The sequence below is a fragment of the Paenibacillus sp. MDV22-iso6 genome (assembly GCF_058408365.1).
Genome location: NZ_JBZVDZ010000011.1, coordinates 1 through 17,015, shown reverse-complemented (window position 1 = coordinate 17,015; position 17,015 = coordinate 1). Strand labels below are relative to the sequence as shown.

Here is a 17,015-nt window from a genome sequence, read left to right as displayed (position 1 = left end):
ATTGCATATGCGGAAGGTGCCGAATGATGACCTAAAACCAAGTTAACGGATAGGTTATGTTGATAAAAAATCTATAATTCATTAAATCATTAATTCAATGAATCAATGACACCTGTATACACAGAGGGGGAAGCTATATGAACAGGTCTATCTCATGGATGAAATATATGGCATTGGCGGCAGTATTGGTACTGGTATTATCCGGTTGCGGAGCGGCAGGTAACTCGAACAGTGCAGTTCAGGCTTCCGGTGGGGAGCAGGCGGCTGGGCAAGCAGAAGGTGGGAACCTGACCTACGCACTCGCCACATCGCCGGATACGCTGGACCCGCATCGAAGTGGCCTTGCCGTAACCGTACGCGCGATCCGAACGATCTATGACAATCTGGTGGTACAGCTGCCGGATGGTTCCATTAAACCTTGGCTAGCCAAGGAGTGGAGTGTATCGGAGGATGGCAAAAGTTATACTTTTAAACTGCGTGAAGATGTGAAGTTCCATGATGGCACACCATTTAACGCGGAAGCCGTGAAGTTCAATCTGGATCGGGTAATCGATCCGGCCACCAAAGCCGCCAATTCCCTTGCCTTGATTAGACCTTATAGCTCCTCGGAGGTCATTGATGAATACACCATTAAGGTGAATCTGGAACAACCTTCGCAAGCTTTTCTCGGTAACTTGAGTCAGGCCTTGCTAGGAATCGTATCACCTACAGCCGCCAAGAAATATGGGGATCAACTGGGTAAAAATCCGGTGGGGACTGGTCCGTATACCTTCGTGAAATGGGATGAAAATGCGGATATCGTTGTCGCCAAAAACAAGGATTACAGCTGGGCTCCCGCAACCGTTGAAAACGAAGGTGCCCCGCATATTGATACGATTACGTTCAAAATTGTACCGGAAGAAGCAACGCGTATCGGCAGTGTTCAGAGTAAGCAAGTACTCGCAGCGGAGACTGTTCCGCCGCAAAATATTGCTGCCCTGAAGAACGATCCGAACCAGCAATTGCTTCAAGCCAATACCGTTGGCTTGCCGTATACCCTCTTCTTCAATCTGCGCAAAGCGCCTTGGGATGATGTGAAAGTCAGACAGGCGGTGCAATCTGCAGTTGATGTGGAGTCCATCGTGAAGACACTGTATCTGGGCAACTACGAACGCGCGTGGTCTGCACTGTCTCCGGGAATCCTCGGTTATGATACTTCTCTGGAAGGAAGTATCAATCCGGATATCAACAAGGCCAATCAGCTGCTTGATGAGCAAGGTTGGGTCAAGGGAGCAGATGGCATTCGTGAAAAAGATGGTAAGAAGCTGACCCTGCATTATGTGGACGGTTCGCCGAACCGGGAGAAGCGTAACGACATTGCAGCGATTATTCAGCAGCAACTCAAGCAGGTGGGTATAGCTGTTGAGGTTGAAATTACGAAGGACGTTGCTACGGTCATTTATCAGAACTGGGATTATGATCTCTATGGCAACAGCCAGGTCAATTCTGATCCGAATGCGCTCTATGCCTTCTATCATACGAGTGCAGAAGGTGAACGTCCGACTTTATCCGGTTTATCTGATCCGAAGATCGATAAACTGCTGGAACAGGGAGCGGTGGAGACTGATCCGGATAAACGCGTGGATATCTATAATCAGATTCAACAATATCTGATCGAGCAGGCTGTAATTTTGCCAATCTATGTGTTCCCTTATACGGTGGCTGCATCCAAGTCGGTGCAGGGCATCAAGTTTGATTCACTCGGTTATCCGTTGTTCAACGATGTTCGGATTCAGCCATAATACGAAACGTCAATTATGCAGACAGGAAGGAGACGACCCGGTATGGTTCAAACGATACTGACAAGACTTACTACATCGCTTCTGGTTATTTTGGGAGCTTCGGTGTTGGTGTACTGCATCATGTATCTGCTGCCGGGTGATCCGGTCCTGCTTATGCTGGACCCGTCATCGGCAACACCCGAGATGATTCAGAACCTGCGGGTTCAGCTGGGACTGGATCAGCCGTTTTACATCCAGTTTGCCAACTATTTCGGAGACATGCTGCGCGGCGATTTCGGCAAATCAATGATCAATTCCGACCCGGTGCTGCCCAAAATATTGGAACATTTCCCTGCCACACTGGCGCTGACCGCGCTCAGCTCAATCATAGCGATAACCATTGGTATTACGCTCGGCGTATTGTCTGCCATTCATCGTAATGGCGTGATTGATTTCATCGCCCGGCTCGTTGGATTGTTTGGCATCTCCATGCCCACCTTCTGGACCGGCATTCTGTTGATCCTGTTGTTCTCGGTTCAGCTTGGCTGGTTCCCGGCGATGGGCTCAGACGGATTCAGTTCATTGGTGCTTCCTGCTGCAACACTAGGCCTCGTCGGTGCGGGTTTCATCGTACGTATGGTGCGTAACAGCATGCTGGAAGTGGTGAACGAGCCGTTTATCGTGGCATTACGAGCAAAAGGTCTTTCACAGCGGACCATCATGTACGGTCATGCACTGCGTAATGCACTGATTCCTGCGGTGACGGTCATCGGCATGTTGATTGGTGATTTGCTTGCAGGAACCGTCGTGGTGGAGACGGTCTTCTCCAGACAGGGCATAGGCAGAATCATCGCGGATGCGTTGATGGCCAAAGACCTGCCTGTTGTGCAGGGCGTAGTCTTTTTCACAGCAATTATCTATGTCGTGTTGAATTTACTGGTGGATATCTCTTATGCGTACATTGATCCCAGAGTTAGGCGTGCAGTCCGAACGTGAGGACGGATGGAACAGTCTGAAACATCTGAACGTGTAGTGAGGAAGGAGGAGTCTTATGAGCATGAAACCATTGGTGGGTGACGAAAAAGGTTGGACGGCCAGAACAGGGCGTTTACGCCTCTGGAGTCGCCGTCCCCTGCGTCACCGCGTCTCATTCGCGGTATCCCGTTTATTCTTTTATGCAGCTTTGCTGGTCGTGGTGTTTACCGTCACTTGTGCAATCGTGCCGGGATGGATTGCTCCTTATGATCCAACTCAGATGATGACGGATGCCATCCTGCAGGCTCCCTCTGCTGCGCACCTGTTTGGGACCGATTATTTTGGCAGGGATATCTTCAGTGTGGTTGTGCATGGCAGCAGGGATTCACTGCTGATTGGATTTGCCTCGGTACTGGTGGGTGGTCTTGTGGGCAGTGCCCTTGGCATTATTGCCGGCTATGCCGGAGGGGGTTTGGATACAATCACCATGCGAGCCGTCGATATTCTGATGGCTGTTCCAGGTGTGTTACTGGCATTATCCGTCGCGGCAGCGTTGGGGCCTGGACTGCTTAACATTGCACTGGCTGTTGCGGTATCCTCCATTCCGGGGTATGCACGGGTAATGCGTGGGCAGGTCATGTCCGTTAAAGGTTTGCCTTTTATTACAGCTACACGTTCACTTGGGGGCTCCAATGCCCGTATTTTCTGGAAGCATGTACTGCCTCATTCGTTGTCACCTTTGCTGGTTATGGCGACGCTGGGCGTGGGTACCTCCATTCTGACTGGCTCCGGGCTCAGCTTTCTCGGACTTGGCGTGTTGAAGGAAATTCCCGACTGGGGAGCGTTGCTCTCTCAAGGGAGAGGTTATCTGACGGTTGCCTGGTGGATCTGTACCTTCCCGGGACTGGCAATTACCATGTTTGTACTGGCGGTTAATCTGATTGGAGACGATATCCGCGATCGGCTGGACCCCAAAGTAAATGGAGCGGCTTGACCGCTATTCCAAGGAGGAATCATGATGTCACATGTCGTTATTATTGCCGGATCGCCTTCCAAACGTTCGCGTCTGACAGGCCTTACGGATTACAGCAGCAATAAATTAAGAGAGGCAGGCATTACCGTTGAGGTGATTCATGTAGCCGACCTGCCAGCGGAAGATCTGGTGCAGGCCAAGTTCGATAGCTCATTCATTCGGGATGCGCTCGCTGTTGTTGAAGCCGCGGATGCAGTCATCGTGGCAACACCGGTATACAAAGCATCGTACTCTGGCGTGCTGAAGCTGTTCCTGGATCTGATTCCACAGGAAGGACTGCGAGGCAAGCTGGCTCTTCCATTAGTCATCGGCGGCTCGATTGCCCATCTGCTCGCCATCGATTATGCATTGAAGCCTGTTCTGGCAGCACTTGGCGGAAGACATATTCTCGGCGGAGTATATGCAGTTGATCAGGGAATTGATCGACTTGATGACGGAAAATATGTGCTTTCGGCGGACATTACTACAAGATTGAATCGTTCCCTGGAAGAATTGATATTGACTCTGGAAAAGAATGGTATTACGATATCATAAAACCAAGTAAATTCATTGGATAAATAGATATAGATAACGTCTGCGGACGTGGATTCGGGGGGCGCTTATGAATATTGAGAACATTGAAGCATTTGTATACATCAATCATTACGGAAGCTTCAATAAGGCTGCCGAGGTACTCTTTTTGTCCCAACCTTCTGTCACCGCTCGTATTCAGTCCCTTGAACGTGAACTCGGCTGCAAATTGTTTGACCGTCTTGGCAAACAGATTGTGCTCACGGAAGAGGGGAGAAAGTTCCTTCCCTACGCCCAGCAGGTGCTGCAAGTGATTCAGAAGGGCAGACAGAAAATACAGCAACGCCGTACGACGCCCGATGCACTTCGACTCGGCAGTACGGTATCCGTATCTAACTATGTCATTCCCGACTTTCTGCCCAAAATCAAGGAAGCTTACCCTGAGGTGAACATCAAACTGACTACAGCGACGACGGACCAACTCGTCGCCAAGCTGCTGGGTCAGGAAATCGATCTTGCTTTTGTGCGGAAGGTCATGCATCCTGCGATCCGTACGGTTGCTTTTTATGAAGATCCAATCCAGTTATACGTGTACAAAGGCCATCCATTTATTGAACGCGGGCATGTCAGCATGGAGGCGATCAGGAATGAGCAGCTGGTCTTTTTTGAATGTGGTTCATTGGACTGGCTGCGCATTCACCGGGCCTTTGACTCGCTGGAGCACCCGCCGGATATTACATATCACGTTGATAATTCGGAAACGGCGAAGAAGCTGGTGAAGCAAGGAGCAGGTATTGCGTTTCTCCCAGGTCTGACAGTGCAAAAGGAAGTGCAGGATCAGGAGCTGTTTCCTATTCAGGTACATGAGGTTGCAGGTGTATCATTGCAGATCAGCGTCGTTACGTTAAAAGAAGAACATTCGCCTTTTGCAGAGCCTTTCGGGGAACTGCTGCGGCAGCTATAGAGACTTATTAACGGAAGTAAGAACGGATTTTAAAAAGTCAGGTTCGGCATGATCGAAGGAGGAGAATATGATGGGTATTCGTGTTGGCATATTAGATCAAACCCCGATCTTTGAGGGGGAGACGCCGATTGATGCTTTTCGGCATACGATTGAATTGGTACAGCGGGCTGAACAGCTTGGATTTCATCGTTTCTGGGTATCGGAACATCATGATTCAGGTCATGTTGCCGGCTCCTCACCGGAAGTGCTCATTTCTCACTTGCTGGCGCATACAGAGCGGATTCGTCTCGGTTCTGGCGGGGTGATGCTGCAACATTATAGTCCTTACAAAGTGGCCGAGAACTTCAATGTGCTTTCTGCGCTTGGTCCGGGGAGAATTGATCTGGGTATTGGACGTGCACCGGGAGGATTGCCCCGCTCCACGCAGGCACTACAGCAAGGGATTCAGGAGGCCGCTTCACTGAAAGAGAAAATCAATCAGGTGAAGCAGTTCATTCATAATGAACCGTATGAAGACGAAACACATCCTTTGGCCGGCTTGAGCGCTGCGCCGGTATCCGAAATCCCGGCCGAGCTATACGTGCTTGGAGCAAGTATCGATAGCGCAGGCATGGCGGCAGAATTGGGACTGCCTTATGTATTTTCATTGTTTATTAATAGCAATACGGAGGTTGCTCTGGAGGCTCTGCGAACTTATAGGGAACAATTCGACCGCTCACATGGACGGGAGCCATATGCCATCCTCGCTATATCATTGATTGTGGCGGAAAGTGCGGAAGAAGCGGAAGGACTGGCAAGTGAACACATGCTGGTCAAGATCCATCTGGAGAATGGCAAGGTATTGACGGTTGGTTCCGTGGAGCAGGCGGAAGAATTCGGACGGCAATCGAACGAGAAGTATCGGATCGAGATTCTGGAGCCAAGTGTGACGAGAGGTACGAAGGAAACGGTTGGTCCGACTCTGGCGAAGTTCCAGCAGGATTTTGCCGTGGATGAACTGATTGTTACCACAGCCACACGTGATTTTGCCAAGCGTATTCGTTCATTTGAATTATTGCGTGAGGCGCTGGATGAGCAGGGACTGGGCGAATTTGCGCATGAGTCGACACCTGCGCAAGCGGTGATCGGTTAGGCATATACATGGTATAGAGCATACCTGTTGAAGTGACCCGTGTATTATATTAACCCATCTTACATGGCACATACGATGATAAAAGGAGGCAATGTCGTGAGCAGTGATCTGAAACAGCCTGAGCAACAGGCAGAGCAAGAAGAACAGAGCCGCAAGCATGAATTTTACGTTGGGCAGGATGAAGGATTTGCAGAGCACTTAACCGCGATTCGGCGACATTTGCATCGTAACCCCGAGCTATCCGGAGAGGAACGGGAAACGACAGAAGCTATTCGAGGCTGGTTGGTGGAGGAAGGGGTACGGATCGCAGATGAATATTCACTGCGAACGGGCCTTATCGCTGAAATTGGGCAGGGTAATGGCCCGGTAGTGGCCTTACGCGCAGATATTGATGCCCTGCCGATCCAGGAAGAAACGAAGCTGGAGTATGCCTCGCAAATCGCTGGCCGGATGCACGCCTGCGGTCATGATGCACACACCGCCATTCTGATCGGTGCTGCACGATTGTTGAAACAGCGAGAGTCCCGGCTGCCGGGCAAGGTTCGTTTGATTTTCCAGCCTTCGGAGGAGAAGGCGACGGGGGCACGGCAGGTTATTCAGAGCGGAGCGCTATCCGAAGTTCAGTCTATTTTTGGGTTGCATAACAAACCGGATCTGCAGGTCGGTACGGTAGGTATCCGTGAAGGAGCGCTGCTTGCAGCGGCAGATGGTTTTGTGGTTAAAGTGGAGGGTGTCGGAACCCATGCGGCAGTTCCGGAAGCGGGCATTGACCCGATTGTGGTGGCCTCTCATATTGTGACTGCATTACAGGCCATCGTGAGTCGTAATGTTGGAGCACAGGAGAGCGCCGTGATCAGTGTGACCAAAATTAACAGCGGCACCGCCTGGAACGTCATTCCCGAAGAAGCCATATTGGACGGCACCGTGCGTACCTTTGACGAGAAGGTGCGTGCCCGGATTCGCGAGCGTTTCAATCAGGTGGTTGCCGGTGTCGCAGCAGCCTATGGGACACGGGCTACCGTGCGCTGGATTCAGGGACCACCTGCCGTGGTCAATGATGCGTCATTGGCTGCAGCGGCTGAGCAAGTCGCGAGCGAAGTTGGATTGAACAGTATCCGGCCGATACCTTCCCCGGCTGGCGAAGATTTTTCCTTTTACCAAAAGGAGGTTCCGGGACTGTTCCTCTTCCTCGGAACGTCAGGCCCACACGAATGGCATCATCCTGCATTCGATGTGGACGAACGGGCACTGCCACTTGGCGCACATCTTCTGGCAGCGCTGGCTGAAGATTCACTGCAGAAATTGCAGTCAAACGGCGAGTAACCGATAACAGTTACGTGAATAAGTGATTAATTTAATGATTAATTAATAAGTTAATATGCTAATACAATAGCGAATGACGCAAAAAACGGTGACCTCAATCAGGTGACCGTTTTTTACTGTTTCCGTATTTTTAATTTAGTAGTTGTGGTTCTCCATATTGTATGAACGAAGAGTGCGGGATCATTCTGACATCGGGCGCAGCAGACCACGGCTGATCAGCAGTGTAGTCATGCTGTTTGCTTCATACGTATTTGGAGCCACCACGACCTTTCTTCCGCTGTATATGGTATCGACCGTGAAGGAGAGCGGGGGTGTTTTTAACGATGACCTATTTGTCATATATGCTGCCTGCCGATTCCAGATATGAGACAACAACGATCGGAGGACGATCCGTGACCCAAGCGGCCACCTCGCGCGAGAAAAACAAAAATGATTTGACAACATGGTTCAACAGGATTATAGTCATTGTTGTTAATCGTAATAATTACTATTAAGGTCAGGGGTATATGGACCACAACCATAAGGAGTAGATACACATGACACAAAAGCAGGTTCCGGTAACTGTTCTTAGCGGTTACCTCGGTTCAGGTAAAACAACCGTTCTTAATCACGTACTGCACAATCGGCAGGGGCTCAAGGTCGCCGTCATCGTTAATGACATGAGTGAGGTCAACATCGATGCCGCTCTGGTGAAGGGTGAGGCGACGTTGTCGCGCACCGAAGAAAAGCTGGTGGAGCTGTCCAATGGCTGCATCTGCTGCACCTTGCGGGATGATCTGATGCAGGAGATTGAGAAGCTGGTGAACGAAGGCAGGTTTGATTATATCCTGATTGAATCCACAGGCATCAGTGAACCTGTGCCGGTAGCACAGACCTTTACATATGCAGACGAGGAGTCAGGTATTGATCTGACAAGTCTGGCGAAGCTGGATTGTCTGGTAACCGTCGTGGATGCCCATCGATTCTGGCATGATTTTGCCTCAGGGCAGAGTCTGCTGGATCGGAACCAGGCCACAGGTGAGGAAGATACCCGCGATGTTGTGGACCTGCTGATTGATCAGATAGAGACTTGTGATGTTCTGCTGCTGAACAAATGTGATCTGGTCGATGACGTGGAGCTGAACAAGCTTGAAGGTGTCATCCGCAAGCTTCAGCCTAAGGCCAAAATCATTCGGACTGTGAACGGACAGGTCAACCCGTCTGAAATTTTAAGTACAGGTCTCTTCGACTTCGAGAAAGCAAGCATGTCCGCCGGGTGGATTCAGGAGCTGGAGAAGGAATCCCATACACCGGAGACCGAGGAATACGGTATTGGCTCCTTCGTGTATCGTCGTCGAAAACCATTCCATCCTTCTCGTCTGGCTGAATTCATGAGCTACTGGCCGGAAGAAGTGGTGCGTGCCAAAGGGATGGTCTGGCTCGCGGCTAAAGGGGATGTTGCTGCAAGTCTGAGTCAGGCGGGATCGTCGATTCAGTTTGGCCCTGCCGGACATTGGGTTGCGGCATTGCCGGAAGCTGATAAGGAAGAAATTTTGCGTGCGGAGCCAGATGTGCTGGAGAAGTGGGATGCGCAGTGGGGAGACCGTCAGACCGAGCTGGTCATGATCGGGATTGAAATGGAACGCGTCATCATTGAAGACGAACTTGACCAATGTCTGCTCAGTGATGAAGAAATGCAGGCCGATTGGGGGCATTTCGACAATCCTCTGCCTTGGCCAGTTGAAGTCGTATAAAAAATAAATTTATAAAAGGAGCTGTAAACCATGGCTAAAAAATCAAAAGTGGTACGTGAAAAACAACGTCAAGCAACCGTAGCCAAATATGCGGAGCTGCGCCGGGAACTGAAAGAAAAAGGGGATTATGAAGCGCTGCAGAAACTGCCGCGCAATGCTTCCCCAACCCGATTGAAAAATCGCTGTGAACTGACAGGCCGTCCGAGAGGATATTTGCGCAAGTTCAAGGTATCGCGGATTGTGTTCCGTGAGCTGGCTCATCAAGGGCAAATTCCGGGCGTCACGAAGTCAAGCTGGTAAGACACATGCATGATCCATTTGATTATGATTGTGTAATTGTTGGAGGGGGGCCAGCGGGGATCGGCATGGCCTCTGTCCTGCAGGATCTGGGAATGTCTCGTTTTACTGTGCTGGAACGCAGTGAGGTGGGGGCAACTTTTCTGGCGTGGCCGGAGGAAATGCGTCTGATCACCCCTTCGTTCACAAGTAATGCCTATGGCATGATGGATCTGAACGCCGTGGCTTTGAATACGTCTCCAGCGTACACACTAGGAACAGAACACCCAACAGGGTTGGAGTATGCGAAGTATTTGCAGGTGGTGAGCCAGTTCAAGAAATTGCCTGTGCAAACGGGAGTAGATGTTTCGGAGGTTATTCCGGAGGAGAAAGGCTTCAGGGTCGTGACATCCAATGGACAACTGTGGACACGCTATGTCATCTGGGCAGCAGGTGAATTTCAATATCCGAGACTGGACTTGTTTCCTGGGGCTGAGTATGGTGTGCACAGCAGTTTATTTTCTAGCTGGACGGCGGTTCAAGGAGAAGAATGTGTCATCGTTGGTGGCTATGAGAGCGGTGTGGATGCAGCTATTCACCTGAGTAAACTAGGGAAAAACGTAACGGTAATCGACCGAAACGGACGAGGACTCGCCAAGGGCAGCAGTGATCCAAGTGTGGAACTAAGTCCCTATACGAAGGATCGCCTGCGCGCGGCGATGATGGATATGCGAATACACATGATGCAAGGTTATGAGGTCAAGTGGATTGAACCGGATGAACCGGGCGGTTATGTTCTCTATTGCGAGAACGATTCCGGAGAGTCCCGCTTGCTTAAGACGGGTCAGCCTCCTATTCTGGCGACCGGGTTCCGCAGCAGTTTGCACCTGATTGAGAATCTCGTCGAGCGCAACAAGGAAGGTCAGCTGCAATTGGGAGCGGCGGATGAATCGACGATTGCCCCCGGACTGTTCATTACTGGACCACAGGTCATGCATGGTCAACTCCAATTTTGCTTCATTTATAAATTCAGACAGCGCTTTGCGGTTGTGGCCCAGGCCATGGGTGAGAGACTTGGGTTGGATCTGGCTCCGCTGGAAACCTATCGCAATGAAGGCATGTTCCTTGATGATCTGTCCTGCTGCGGTGAAGACTGCACATGCTGAATTCGGTTGTGGAGCAACCTGAAGAACTTCGTAAAGTGGTGCTGGTTGGCTTCGAATCCGCGGGCAAATCGGCTCTGTTTCGGGGACTTACGGGCAGAGATACAGGCGAGGAATCCAATGTGCGGGGCTCCACGGTGACCGTCCGCAGGGCGGAGTTGCTTGAGCACCAGCTTGAACTACTCGATACACCTGGAATCCGGATGAAGGATGACAGTGTCACGACCATGCTGACGTTAAATCAGCTCGCAGCTGGTGACACAGTGATCTTGGTCATCCGCGGCACGGATGTGGTGCAGGAACTGCCTTTACTGCTCGGTATGCTGGATGTCACAGGCAAAAATGCTGTATTGGTGCTTACGTTTGCCGACAAATGTGGTCCCGGATTATCGGCTCAGGTTAACTATTACCGTAAAGGTCTGGGCATTTCCGTTCTGCCGCTCAATACAAGGGAAATGGATGGAAACGCTCAAGACCTGATATGCCGTGCGATTGTTGCCGCCAGATCCATGAAGAGGCATCCTGAGCTCGCATCACCTCCTGAATCCTCTGTGATCGAACCGCAGACTACGATGTTTGAGCATACGGTTTGGGGACGTTTTTTGGCTTTGGCTGCATTGATATTATTATTTGCAGCACCAGTGTATGTGGCCTATCTGTTCTCCGGCTGGATACAACCGCTCGCAGATGCCTGGATTCTTGAACCGCTCCATCGCATGACTGCGGGATTATGGAGCCCGCTGCAGGCGATAATGCTCGGAGATTACGGCATGATTAGTCTGGGCTTGTATTCGTTTATATGGGCATTTCCGGTCGTATTCCTGATTGGGGTTAGTGTGGCAGTGACGGAGGAAAGTGGACTGAAAGATCGGATTACCGACTCGCTGGATGGGTGGATGCGCAAAATCGGCTTGAACGGCAAAGATCTGATTCCAGTCCTCAGTGGTTTTGGATGCAATGTCGTGGCTGTGTTCCAGAGCCGTACCTGCAGCTCCTGTACACGAAAGGCCTGTGTTTCAATGATCTCCTTCGGTTCTGCATGTAGCTACCAGATTGGAGCTTCTCTATCCATATTCAGTTCCGGCGGCAAGCCGTGGCTGTTCTTTCCTTATATGCTTGTACTGGTACTTGCAGGCGCACTGCATACACGTCTGTGGAATCGAAATCGGCTGGATGACACGCTCCCGTTACATGCCAACCGTACATTTCTGCAAAAGCCATCATGGCGCTCTATTAGCTGGCGTGTTCGGTCTGTCATGAAACAATTTCTCGTACAGGCGATGCCTATTTTCATCGGTATTTGTGTGGTGGCCACGTTGCTGGAGCAGACAGGGGCACTGTCTGCCCTTGTCTGACGAGTTGACGCCGGCACTTGCAATCTTTCATCTGCCGGGCGATGCCGCGGGCGGCGTTCTGTTTTCCATTTTGCGAAAAGACGGGTTGTTGGTGCTGAATCAGGATCAGGGTTCCTTCGTTGAAGACTTGAGCGGCGGGCAGCTGTTTATTCTTGTGTACCTGGCTTCCACGTTAACGGCATGTTTGGTGACGATGTGGACCATTCGCAAGGAGTTGGGAACAGTCTTTGGCATGCAACTGGCAGGCAAACAGCTCGTAACATCACTGGGCAGTGCATTTGTACTGGCATGGCTATGGAACTGGATTGCATAACGATGTTGATGAAAGGGTGTGATCTCCATGCTGGACTTGTTTACCATTCGAAGAATTCAATCGGTGATGAACGGTTATATCCATGAGAAAGTCCCGGCACCACTGCGCACCATGGTGAAATTAACGTATGAGATGAATGACAATGAACTGATTTTGACCGAGGAAAGGCCTGCTGAAGAACGATATCAGTGGGACAAACTGCATATTGCCCGATTTTACTGGGAAGAGAATAATTGGAAGGTATATGCCAAAGACGAACACAGTAGCTGGAATGTGGTAGACGTTATTGAGCCTTATCCTGATTTTGAAGATCTGCTGGAGCAGGTTGAGCGGGACGAAGCGGGTCTGTTCTGGCGCTGAATGGACGGTTTTTAACGCAAATATGTGCTGGAGGGAGGGTTTGTAATGCAAAAGGTACAACAGAATAACAGGATTAGCCGAGTAGTGAATGATTCCTTTAACATGCCGGATAAAGCCGAGCGCTTGCGGTTATTCGGCTCCGTTGATCCGATACAGGGAGATAAGCCTGTACGGAAAGAAGAGATGCAAGATTTGCAGAATAGCAAAAATGATTTTCTATTTGGGCTGCAGCAAGTCGGTATTGATCAGGTGAAGTATCCTTTGGATGTCATTTCGGCCAAAGATCCCGTTCGATTGTCCAGCATCGGAACGTTCCGGCTGACGACTTCGCTGGATCGCGAAGCGAAAGGCATTAACATGAGCCGCTTGATGGAGCAGCTTCAGCACAGTCGCGGAGAAGGGTTAAGTGACCGGATTCCGGATCTGGTTGCGCTGACGCAGCAGATGGCCGAACAGATGAATCAGGCGAAGGCAGAGCTGAAAGTGACCTATCCCTGGTTCTACGAACGAACCGCCCCCGTAACCGGTTTGTCTGGACTAAATCATTCTTTGGCTACGGTTCATGTCATCTGGGAAGCTGGAAAATCCCCTGTTTTGAGAACAGGTTTACATATACAGGTCACGACGTTATGCCCATGTTCGAAGGAGATCAGCGAATATAGCGCGCACAATCAGCGGGGGTTATTGCGTATCCAGGTACAAGCCAACCCGGGAGAAGCACTGCCGGGCTATTGGAAGGAAGGGCTGTTGAATGTGGCCGAATCCAATGCAAGCAGCTGTCTTTACCCCATACTCAAAAGACCTGATGAGAAACGGGTCACGGAACGTGCATATGAGAACCCGCGATTTGTGGAAGATATCGTCCGGCTGGTGGCGGCAGATCTGTATGAGAAGCACTGGGTAAATAAATTTAAGGTAGACTGCAAAAATGAAGAGTCCATTCATCAACATGATGCCGTAGCTCGTATCGTATATGACAAGTCGAGATAACGATAGTGTGAGGGCTAAGGAATTCATTTATATCACTTTACAATATGAAGAGAAAACAGAAGAACCACCGTCAGAGCTTCAGCGGCGGTTCTTCTGTTTTTTTTAGCGATCCTATGAGCAATCCAAGTGCCATTGCACTAGACTTCATACAAAATTTCACCCGTTCGGGATACATCATACCCCTCAAATGATTGCAGTTCCTGCCTGAATTCCGGTGATTGCAGAATGCGCAGTACTGATTCGATCCACGCTTCGTTCCCTTGTTTCTTCAGCATGACCAGATCGTAACGTTCTTGAACAAGTGGAATAAAATCAACCTGACCGACAAGTCGTGCAGCCTTCTCGCTGCCGATCCCTACATCGGCTTCACCGGAACTGACCTTGGCAGCTACACCCATGTGACTGGTTTCTTCCACGTCATACCCAATCAGCTGGGAAGCAGGGATACCATGCAGACGCAATTGTTCATCCAGTAATACACGTGCACCCGACCCTTTCTCCCGGTTAGCCAATCGCAGCTCAGGCTGCTTCAGATCTGTCCAGTTTTGCAAGCCCCGCGGGTTACCTCGTTGCACATACAGCCCGGCAGGCCGTGTTAGCAGATTCACGACGACATATGACCAGCCAATCAGGATTTTGCGAATGTAGGGCAGATTATATTCTCCTGTATCTCCATCCAGCAGATGGGTACTGACCAGATCGGATTCCCCACGGTACATGGATATCAAGCCGTCGAGACTGCCCATGAACGAACGCAGCGGACGAATATCCCGTGTTTGTTTTTCCATATATCGCATGAGAATATCTAGGCTGACATCCTGTCCCGTGATGACCAGATGACGGGCCGAATGCGCTGTCGAAGGGTTGCTCGTCATGGAGCTTGAAGCTGCGAATGTCCCTCTGGATAGAGGTGATGTACTTGTAGCGGAATGAACGACATGAGTGGTCGGATCACTTCCCGTCCCGGAATAAGACTCAGAAGGGGGAACTGAATCCACAGCGGCCCGGTGCGCTGGCGATTGAAGCTGCTTGGAGCGCTGTTTATAAGCCTCCAGATCGGTGGCGTCAACACGCATTTGTTTGCCGACGCGATAAGCGACGAGGTCTCCCTTTTTAATTAGATCGTAGACCGTCAGTTTGGATATTTTGAGTAGCTTGGATATTTCTTCGGTGGTATAGGATTGCTCCTCCGTCATCAGTGAAGATCCTCCTTCAAGGTACAGATCATATAACGTTTCGTTCATCAACGCTCATCGTCCCAGATAAACGCTGGGGTCTCTTGTACTATACCATTAACAGCCAGAGGGGATAAACTCGCCCACCACAATTCAGCTATTGATGGCTTGCCCATCAACAGACGCGTCAAAGACTACCTTCCTATTTCAATGATCTTATGTATAATGAAATATAATTAATTATATCTAGTTATAACTAAACATAACATCGGGGGAGAAGTAGATGAAAAAGAGTATTGGATATGTGTTGGGGAGTATGTCACTTGGAATGGCTCTCGTATTGGCCGGTTGTGGTGCAAGCACAGACAGTAAAGATACATCCACAGCAATGGAACAAACGGGTACAACACCAGCGACATCAGGTGAGAGTTCAACGGCTGGGGCAACAGATCCTCAGGAAAAGGTGGAGCTAACCATCTCAGCCGCAGCCAGTCTCACGGATGCCATGAAGGAAATTGAAACGAACTTTGAAGCCGCGAATCCCAATGTGGAGCTTAACTTCAACTTTGGTGCATCCGGTGCATTACAACAGCAAATTGAACAAGGCGCGCCAGCAGATGTTTTTGTATCGGCTGCGACCAAAAATATGAACGCGCTCGTGGATGAGAAGCTGATTGCATCCGGTGATCAGACGAATTTGCTGCAAAATTCATTGGTAGCCATCATTCCAGCGGATCGTTCAGATACCGTAACAAGCGAGAAGGATCTGACGGCTGATTCTATCAAGACCGTAGCGATTGGTATACCGGAAAGTGTGCCTGCAGGAACCTATGCGAAGGAAGCACTGACCAATGCCAAACTTTGGGATCAGTTGGAAGGTAAGCTTGTACAGGGCAAGGATGTCAGACAGGTTCTGCAATATGTAGAAACCGGCAATGCAGATGCGGGGTTTGTGTACAAAACGGATGCACTCACTTCTGATCAGGTGAAAATTGCATTTGAAGTGGACAAGAACAGCTATACACCAGCCAATTATCCAGTAGGGATTATTGAAGGTACGAAGCACCGGACAGAAGCAGAACAATTCTACACGTATTTGCAAACGCCTGAAGTGCTTGATGTATTTGCTAAATACGGGTTCTCCATTCCGAAATGAATGTGAGCGCAATAGACTGGGCGGTATTCTGGCCACCGGTTCGTCTTTCTCTTCAAGTTGCGTTGCTGTCCAGTGTGATCGCAGCAGTGTTTGGCATCGCTGTGGCCTGGAAGATGTCGCGTACCTCGTTCCGTGGCAAAATTTTTCTAGAAACGGCATTTATGCTTCCGCTCGTGCTTCCGCCGACCGTGGTCGGATTCATCTTACTCGTGTTACTGGGGCGTAAGAGCCTGCTCGGACAGTGGATTGAAGCCATCTTTTCCGCACCTGTCATTTTCTCCTGGTGGGCTGCCGTGATTGCCTCGGTGGTGGTGGCTTTCCCATTGGTATATCAGACGATGAAATCCGGCTTTAGCGGGATTGATAAGGATCTGGAAGATGCAGGCCGCTCCATCGGAGCGAATGAATGGCAGGTATTTCGTTATATCTCACTTCCGCTTGCAGGGAGAGCGTTGATGACGGCGTTCATCCTGGGTTTCGCTCGTGCACTGGGGGAATTCGGGGCCACACTCATGATCGCAGGTAATATTCCGGGCAAAACGCAAACCGTACCCACTGCGATCTATGTTGCTGTGGATTCGGGCAATCAGACGATGGCCTGGATGTGGACCGGCTCTATTATTATCATTTCGTTTATCATGCTGCTCTTAACCAGACAGCCGCGCGACGGGAAGGCATGATGCGGGCTATATAAAGTGAAAGCGATAAGGATTAGCATTCAAAAACCCGCTCAAGGAATCTTGGGACTGCACCCCTTTTGTGAGACAGGGATCAAAACACCTTGCAAGTTAAGTAGC

Annotated in this window: 19 protein-coding genes; 17 read left to right on the top strand and 2 right to left on the bottom strand. The window is 50.2% G+C overall.

Features of this window, described 5'->3' with window-relative positions:
* Positions 1 to 137: 137 nt before the first annotated feature.
* The 7 genes from AC4PM4_RS25985 to AC4PM4_RS25955 all read left to right on the top strand — a co-directional run bounded on the left by AC4PM4_RS25985 (position 138) and on the right by AC4PM4_RS25955 (position 7,697).
* Positions 138 to 1,781, top strand: a complete 1,644-nt coding sequence (locus AC4PM4_RS25985) for an ABC transporter substrate-binding protein (protein ID WP_079696643.1) — start codon at positions 138 to 140, stop codon at positions 1,779 to 1,781.
* Between the two features lie 42 nt (positions 1,782 to 1,823).
* A complete protein-coding gene (locus tag AC4PM4_RS25980) occupies positions 1,824 to 2,756 on the top strand; it encodes an ABC transporter permease (protein WP_491614858.1) in 933 nt (310 codons plus the stop codon).
* A 55-nt stretch (positions 2,757 to 2,811) separates the two neighbouring features.
* Entirely contained in the window at positions 2,812 to 3,729 is a 918-nt protein-coding gene (locus AC4PM4_RS25975) for an ABC transporter permease (RefSeq protein WP_491614857.1), read from the top strand.
* 24 nt (positions 3,730 to 3,753) lie between these two features.
* A complete protein-coding gene (gene ssuE, locus AC4PM4_RS25970) occupies positions 3,754 to 4,302 on the top strand; it encodes an NADPH-dependent FMN reductase (protein WP_072735455.1) in 549 nt (182 codons plus the stop codon).
* Positions 4,303 to 4,369: 67 nt separating this feature from the next.
* Positions 4,370 to 5,242, top strand: coding sequence for a LysR family transcriptional regulator (locus AC4PM4_RS25965; RefSeq protein WP_063566647.1), 873 nt, complete (start codon positions 4,370 to 4,372; stop codon positions 5,240 to 5,242).
* A gap of 70 nt (positions 5,243 to 5,312) precedes the next feature.
* The gene (locus tag AC4PM4_RS25960) at positions 5,313 to 6,374 is read left to right on the top strand and encodes an LLM class flavin-dependent oxidoreductase (RefSeq protein WP_491614856.1); all 1,062 of its coding nucleotides are present in this window, start codon (positions 5,313 to 5,315) and stop codon (positions 6,372 to 6,374) included.
* Positions 6,375 to 6,470: 96 nt separating this feature from the next.
* Entirely contained in the window at positions 6,471 to 7,697 is a 1,227-nt protein-coding gene (locus tag AC4PM4_RS25955; RefSeq protein WP_491614855.1) for an amidohydrolase, read from the top strand.
* A 180-nt stretch (positions 7,698 to 7,877) separates the two neighbouring features.
* On the opposite strand, the gene AC4PM4_RS25950 is transcribed toward AC4PM4_RS25955, so the two are convergent.
* Positions 7,878 to 8,036 (bottom strand): hypothetical protein, encoded by a 159-nt coding sequence (locus AC4PM4_RS25950; protein WP_491614854.1) that lies wholly within the window; start codon positions 8,034 to 8,036, stop codon positions 7,878 to 7,880.
* On the opposite strand from AC4PM4_RS25950, the gene AC4PM4_RS25945 reads away from it, so the two are divergent.
* The 8 genes from AC4PM4_RS25945 to folE2 are packed head-to-tail and all read left to right on the top strand — an operon-like array spanning position 8,021 to position 13,887.
* Entirely contained in the window at positions 8,021 to 8,191 is a 171-nt protein-coding gene (locus AC4PM4_RS25945; RefSeq protein ID WP_176854759.1) for a hypothetical protein, read from the top strand. The two genes, AC4PM4_RS25950 and AC4PM4_RS25945, sit on opposite strands and share 16 nt — an antisense overlap.
* Positions 8,192 to 8,233: 42 nt before the next feature.
* On the top strand, positions 8,234 to 9,430 hold the full coding sequence (locus AC4PM4_RS25940) for a GTP-binding protein (RefSeq protein ID WP_488732142.1): 1,197 nt from the start codon (positions 8,234 to 8,236) through the stop codon (positions 9,428 to 9,430).
* A 30-nt stretch (positions 9,431 to 9,460) separates the two neighbouring features.
* Complete coding sequence (gene rpsN / locus AC4PM4_RS25935; protein WP_063566651.1) at positions 9,461 to 9,730, top strand: 30S ribosomal protein S14; 270 nt, start codon at positions 9,461 to 9,463, stop codon at positions 9,728 to 9,730.
* Between the two features lie 5 nt (positions 9,731 to 9,735).
* Positions 9,736 to 10,872: an NAD(P)/FAD-dependent oxidoreductase gene (locus AC4PM4_RS25930; protein WP_491614853.1), complete on the top strand. Its 1,137-nt coding sequence runs from the start codon at positions 9,736 to 9,738 to the stop codon at positions 10,870 to 10,872.
* Positions 10,866 to 12,224: a nucleoside recognition domain-containing protein gene (locus AC4PM4_RS25925; RefSeq protein ID WP_491614852.1), complete on the top strand. Its 1,359-nt coding sequence runs from the start codon at positions 10,866 to 10,868 to the stop codon at positions 12,222 to 12,224. The genes AC4PM4_RS25930 and AC4PM4_RS25925 overlap by 7 nt, the downstream gene beginning before the upstream one ends.
* Entirely contained in the window at positions 12,217 to 12,537 is a 321-nt protein-coding gene (locus AC4PM4_RS25920; RefSeq protein WP_491614851.1) for a hypothetical protein, read from the top strand. The genes AC4PM4_RS25925 and AC4PM4_RS25920 overlap by 8 nt, the downstream gene beginning before the upstream one ends.
* A 27-nt stretch (positions 12,538 to 12,564) precedes the next feature.
* On the top strand, positions 12,565 to 12,897 hold the full coding sequence (locus AC4PM4_RS25915) for a DUF3024 domain-containing protein (RefSeq protein WP_400348800.1): 333 nt from the start codon (positions 12,565 to 12,567) through the stop codon (positions 12,895 to 12,897).
* A 45-nt stretch (positions 12,898 to 12,942) separates the two neighbouring features.
* Positions 12,943 to 13,887, top strand: coding sequence for a GTP cyclohydrolase FolE2 (gene folE2, locus AC4PM4_RS25910; RefSeq protein WP_491614850.1), 945 nt, complete (start codon positions 12,943 to 12,945; stop codon positions 13,885 to 13,887).
* Positions 13,888 to 14,024: 137 nt separating this feature from the next.
* On the opposite strand, the gene AC4PM4_RS25905 is transcribed toward folE2, so the two are convergent.
* Positions 14,025 to 15,083 (bottom strand): helix-turn-helix transcriptional regulator, encoded by a 1,059-nt coding sequence (locus tag AC4PM4_RS25905; RefSeq protein ID WP_491614933.1) that lies wholly within the window; start codon positions 15,081 to 15,083, stop codon positions 14,025 to 14,027.
* A 262-nt stretch (positions 15,084 to 15,345) separates the two neighbouring features.
* Between AC4PM4_RS25905 and modA the strand changes: the two genes are divergently transcribed.
* Together modA and modB are read left to right on the top strand one after the other, a co-directional pair.
* A complete protein-coding gene (gene modA, locus AC4PM4_RS25900) occupies positions 15,346 to 16,218 on the top strand; it encodes a molybdate ABC transporter substrate-binding protein (protein WP_090954636.1) in 873 nt (290 codons plus the stop codon).
* Entirely contained in the window at positions 16,215 to 16,898 is a 684-nt protein-coding gene (modB, locus tag AC4PM4_RS25895) for a molybdate ABC transporter permease subunit (RefSeq protein ID WP_170867947.1), read from the top strand. The genes modA and modB overlap by 4 nt, the downstream gene beginning before the upstream one ends.
* Positions 16,899 to 17,015 lie beyond the last annotated feature (117 nt).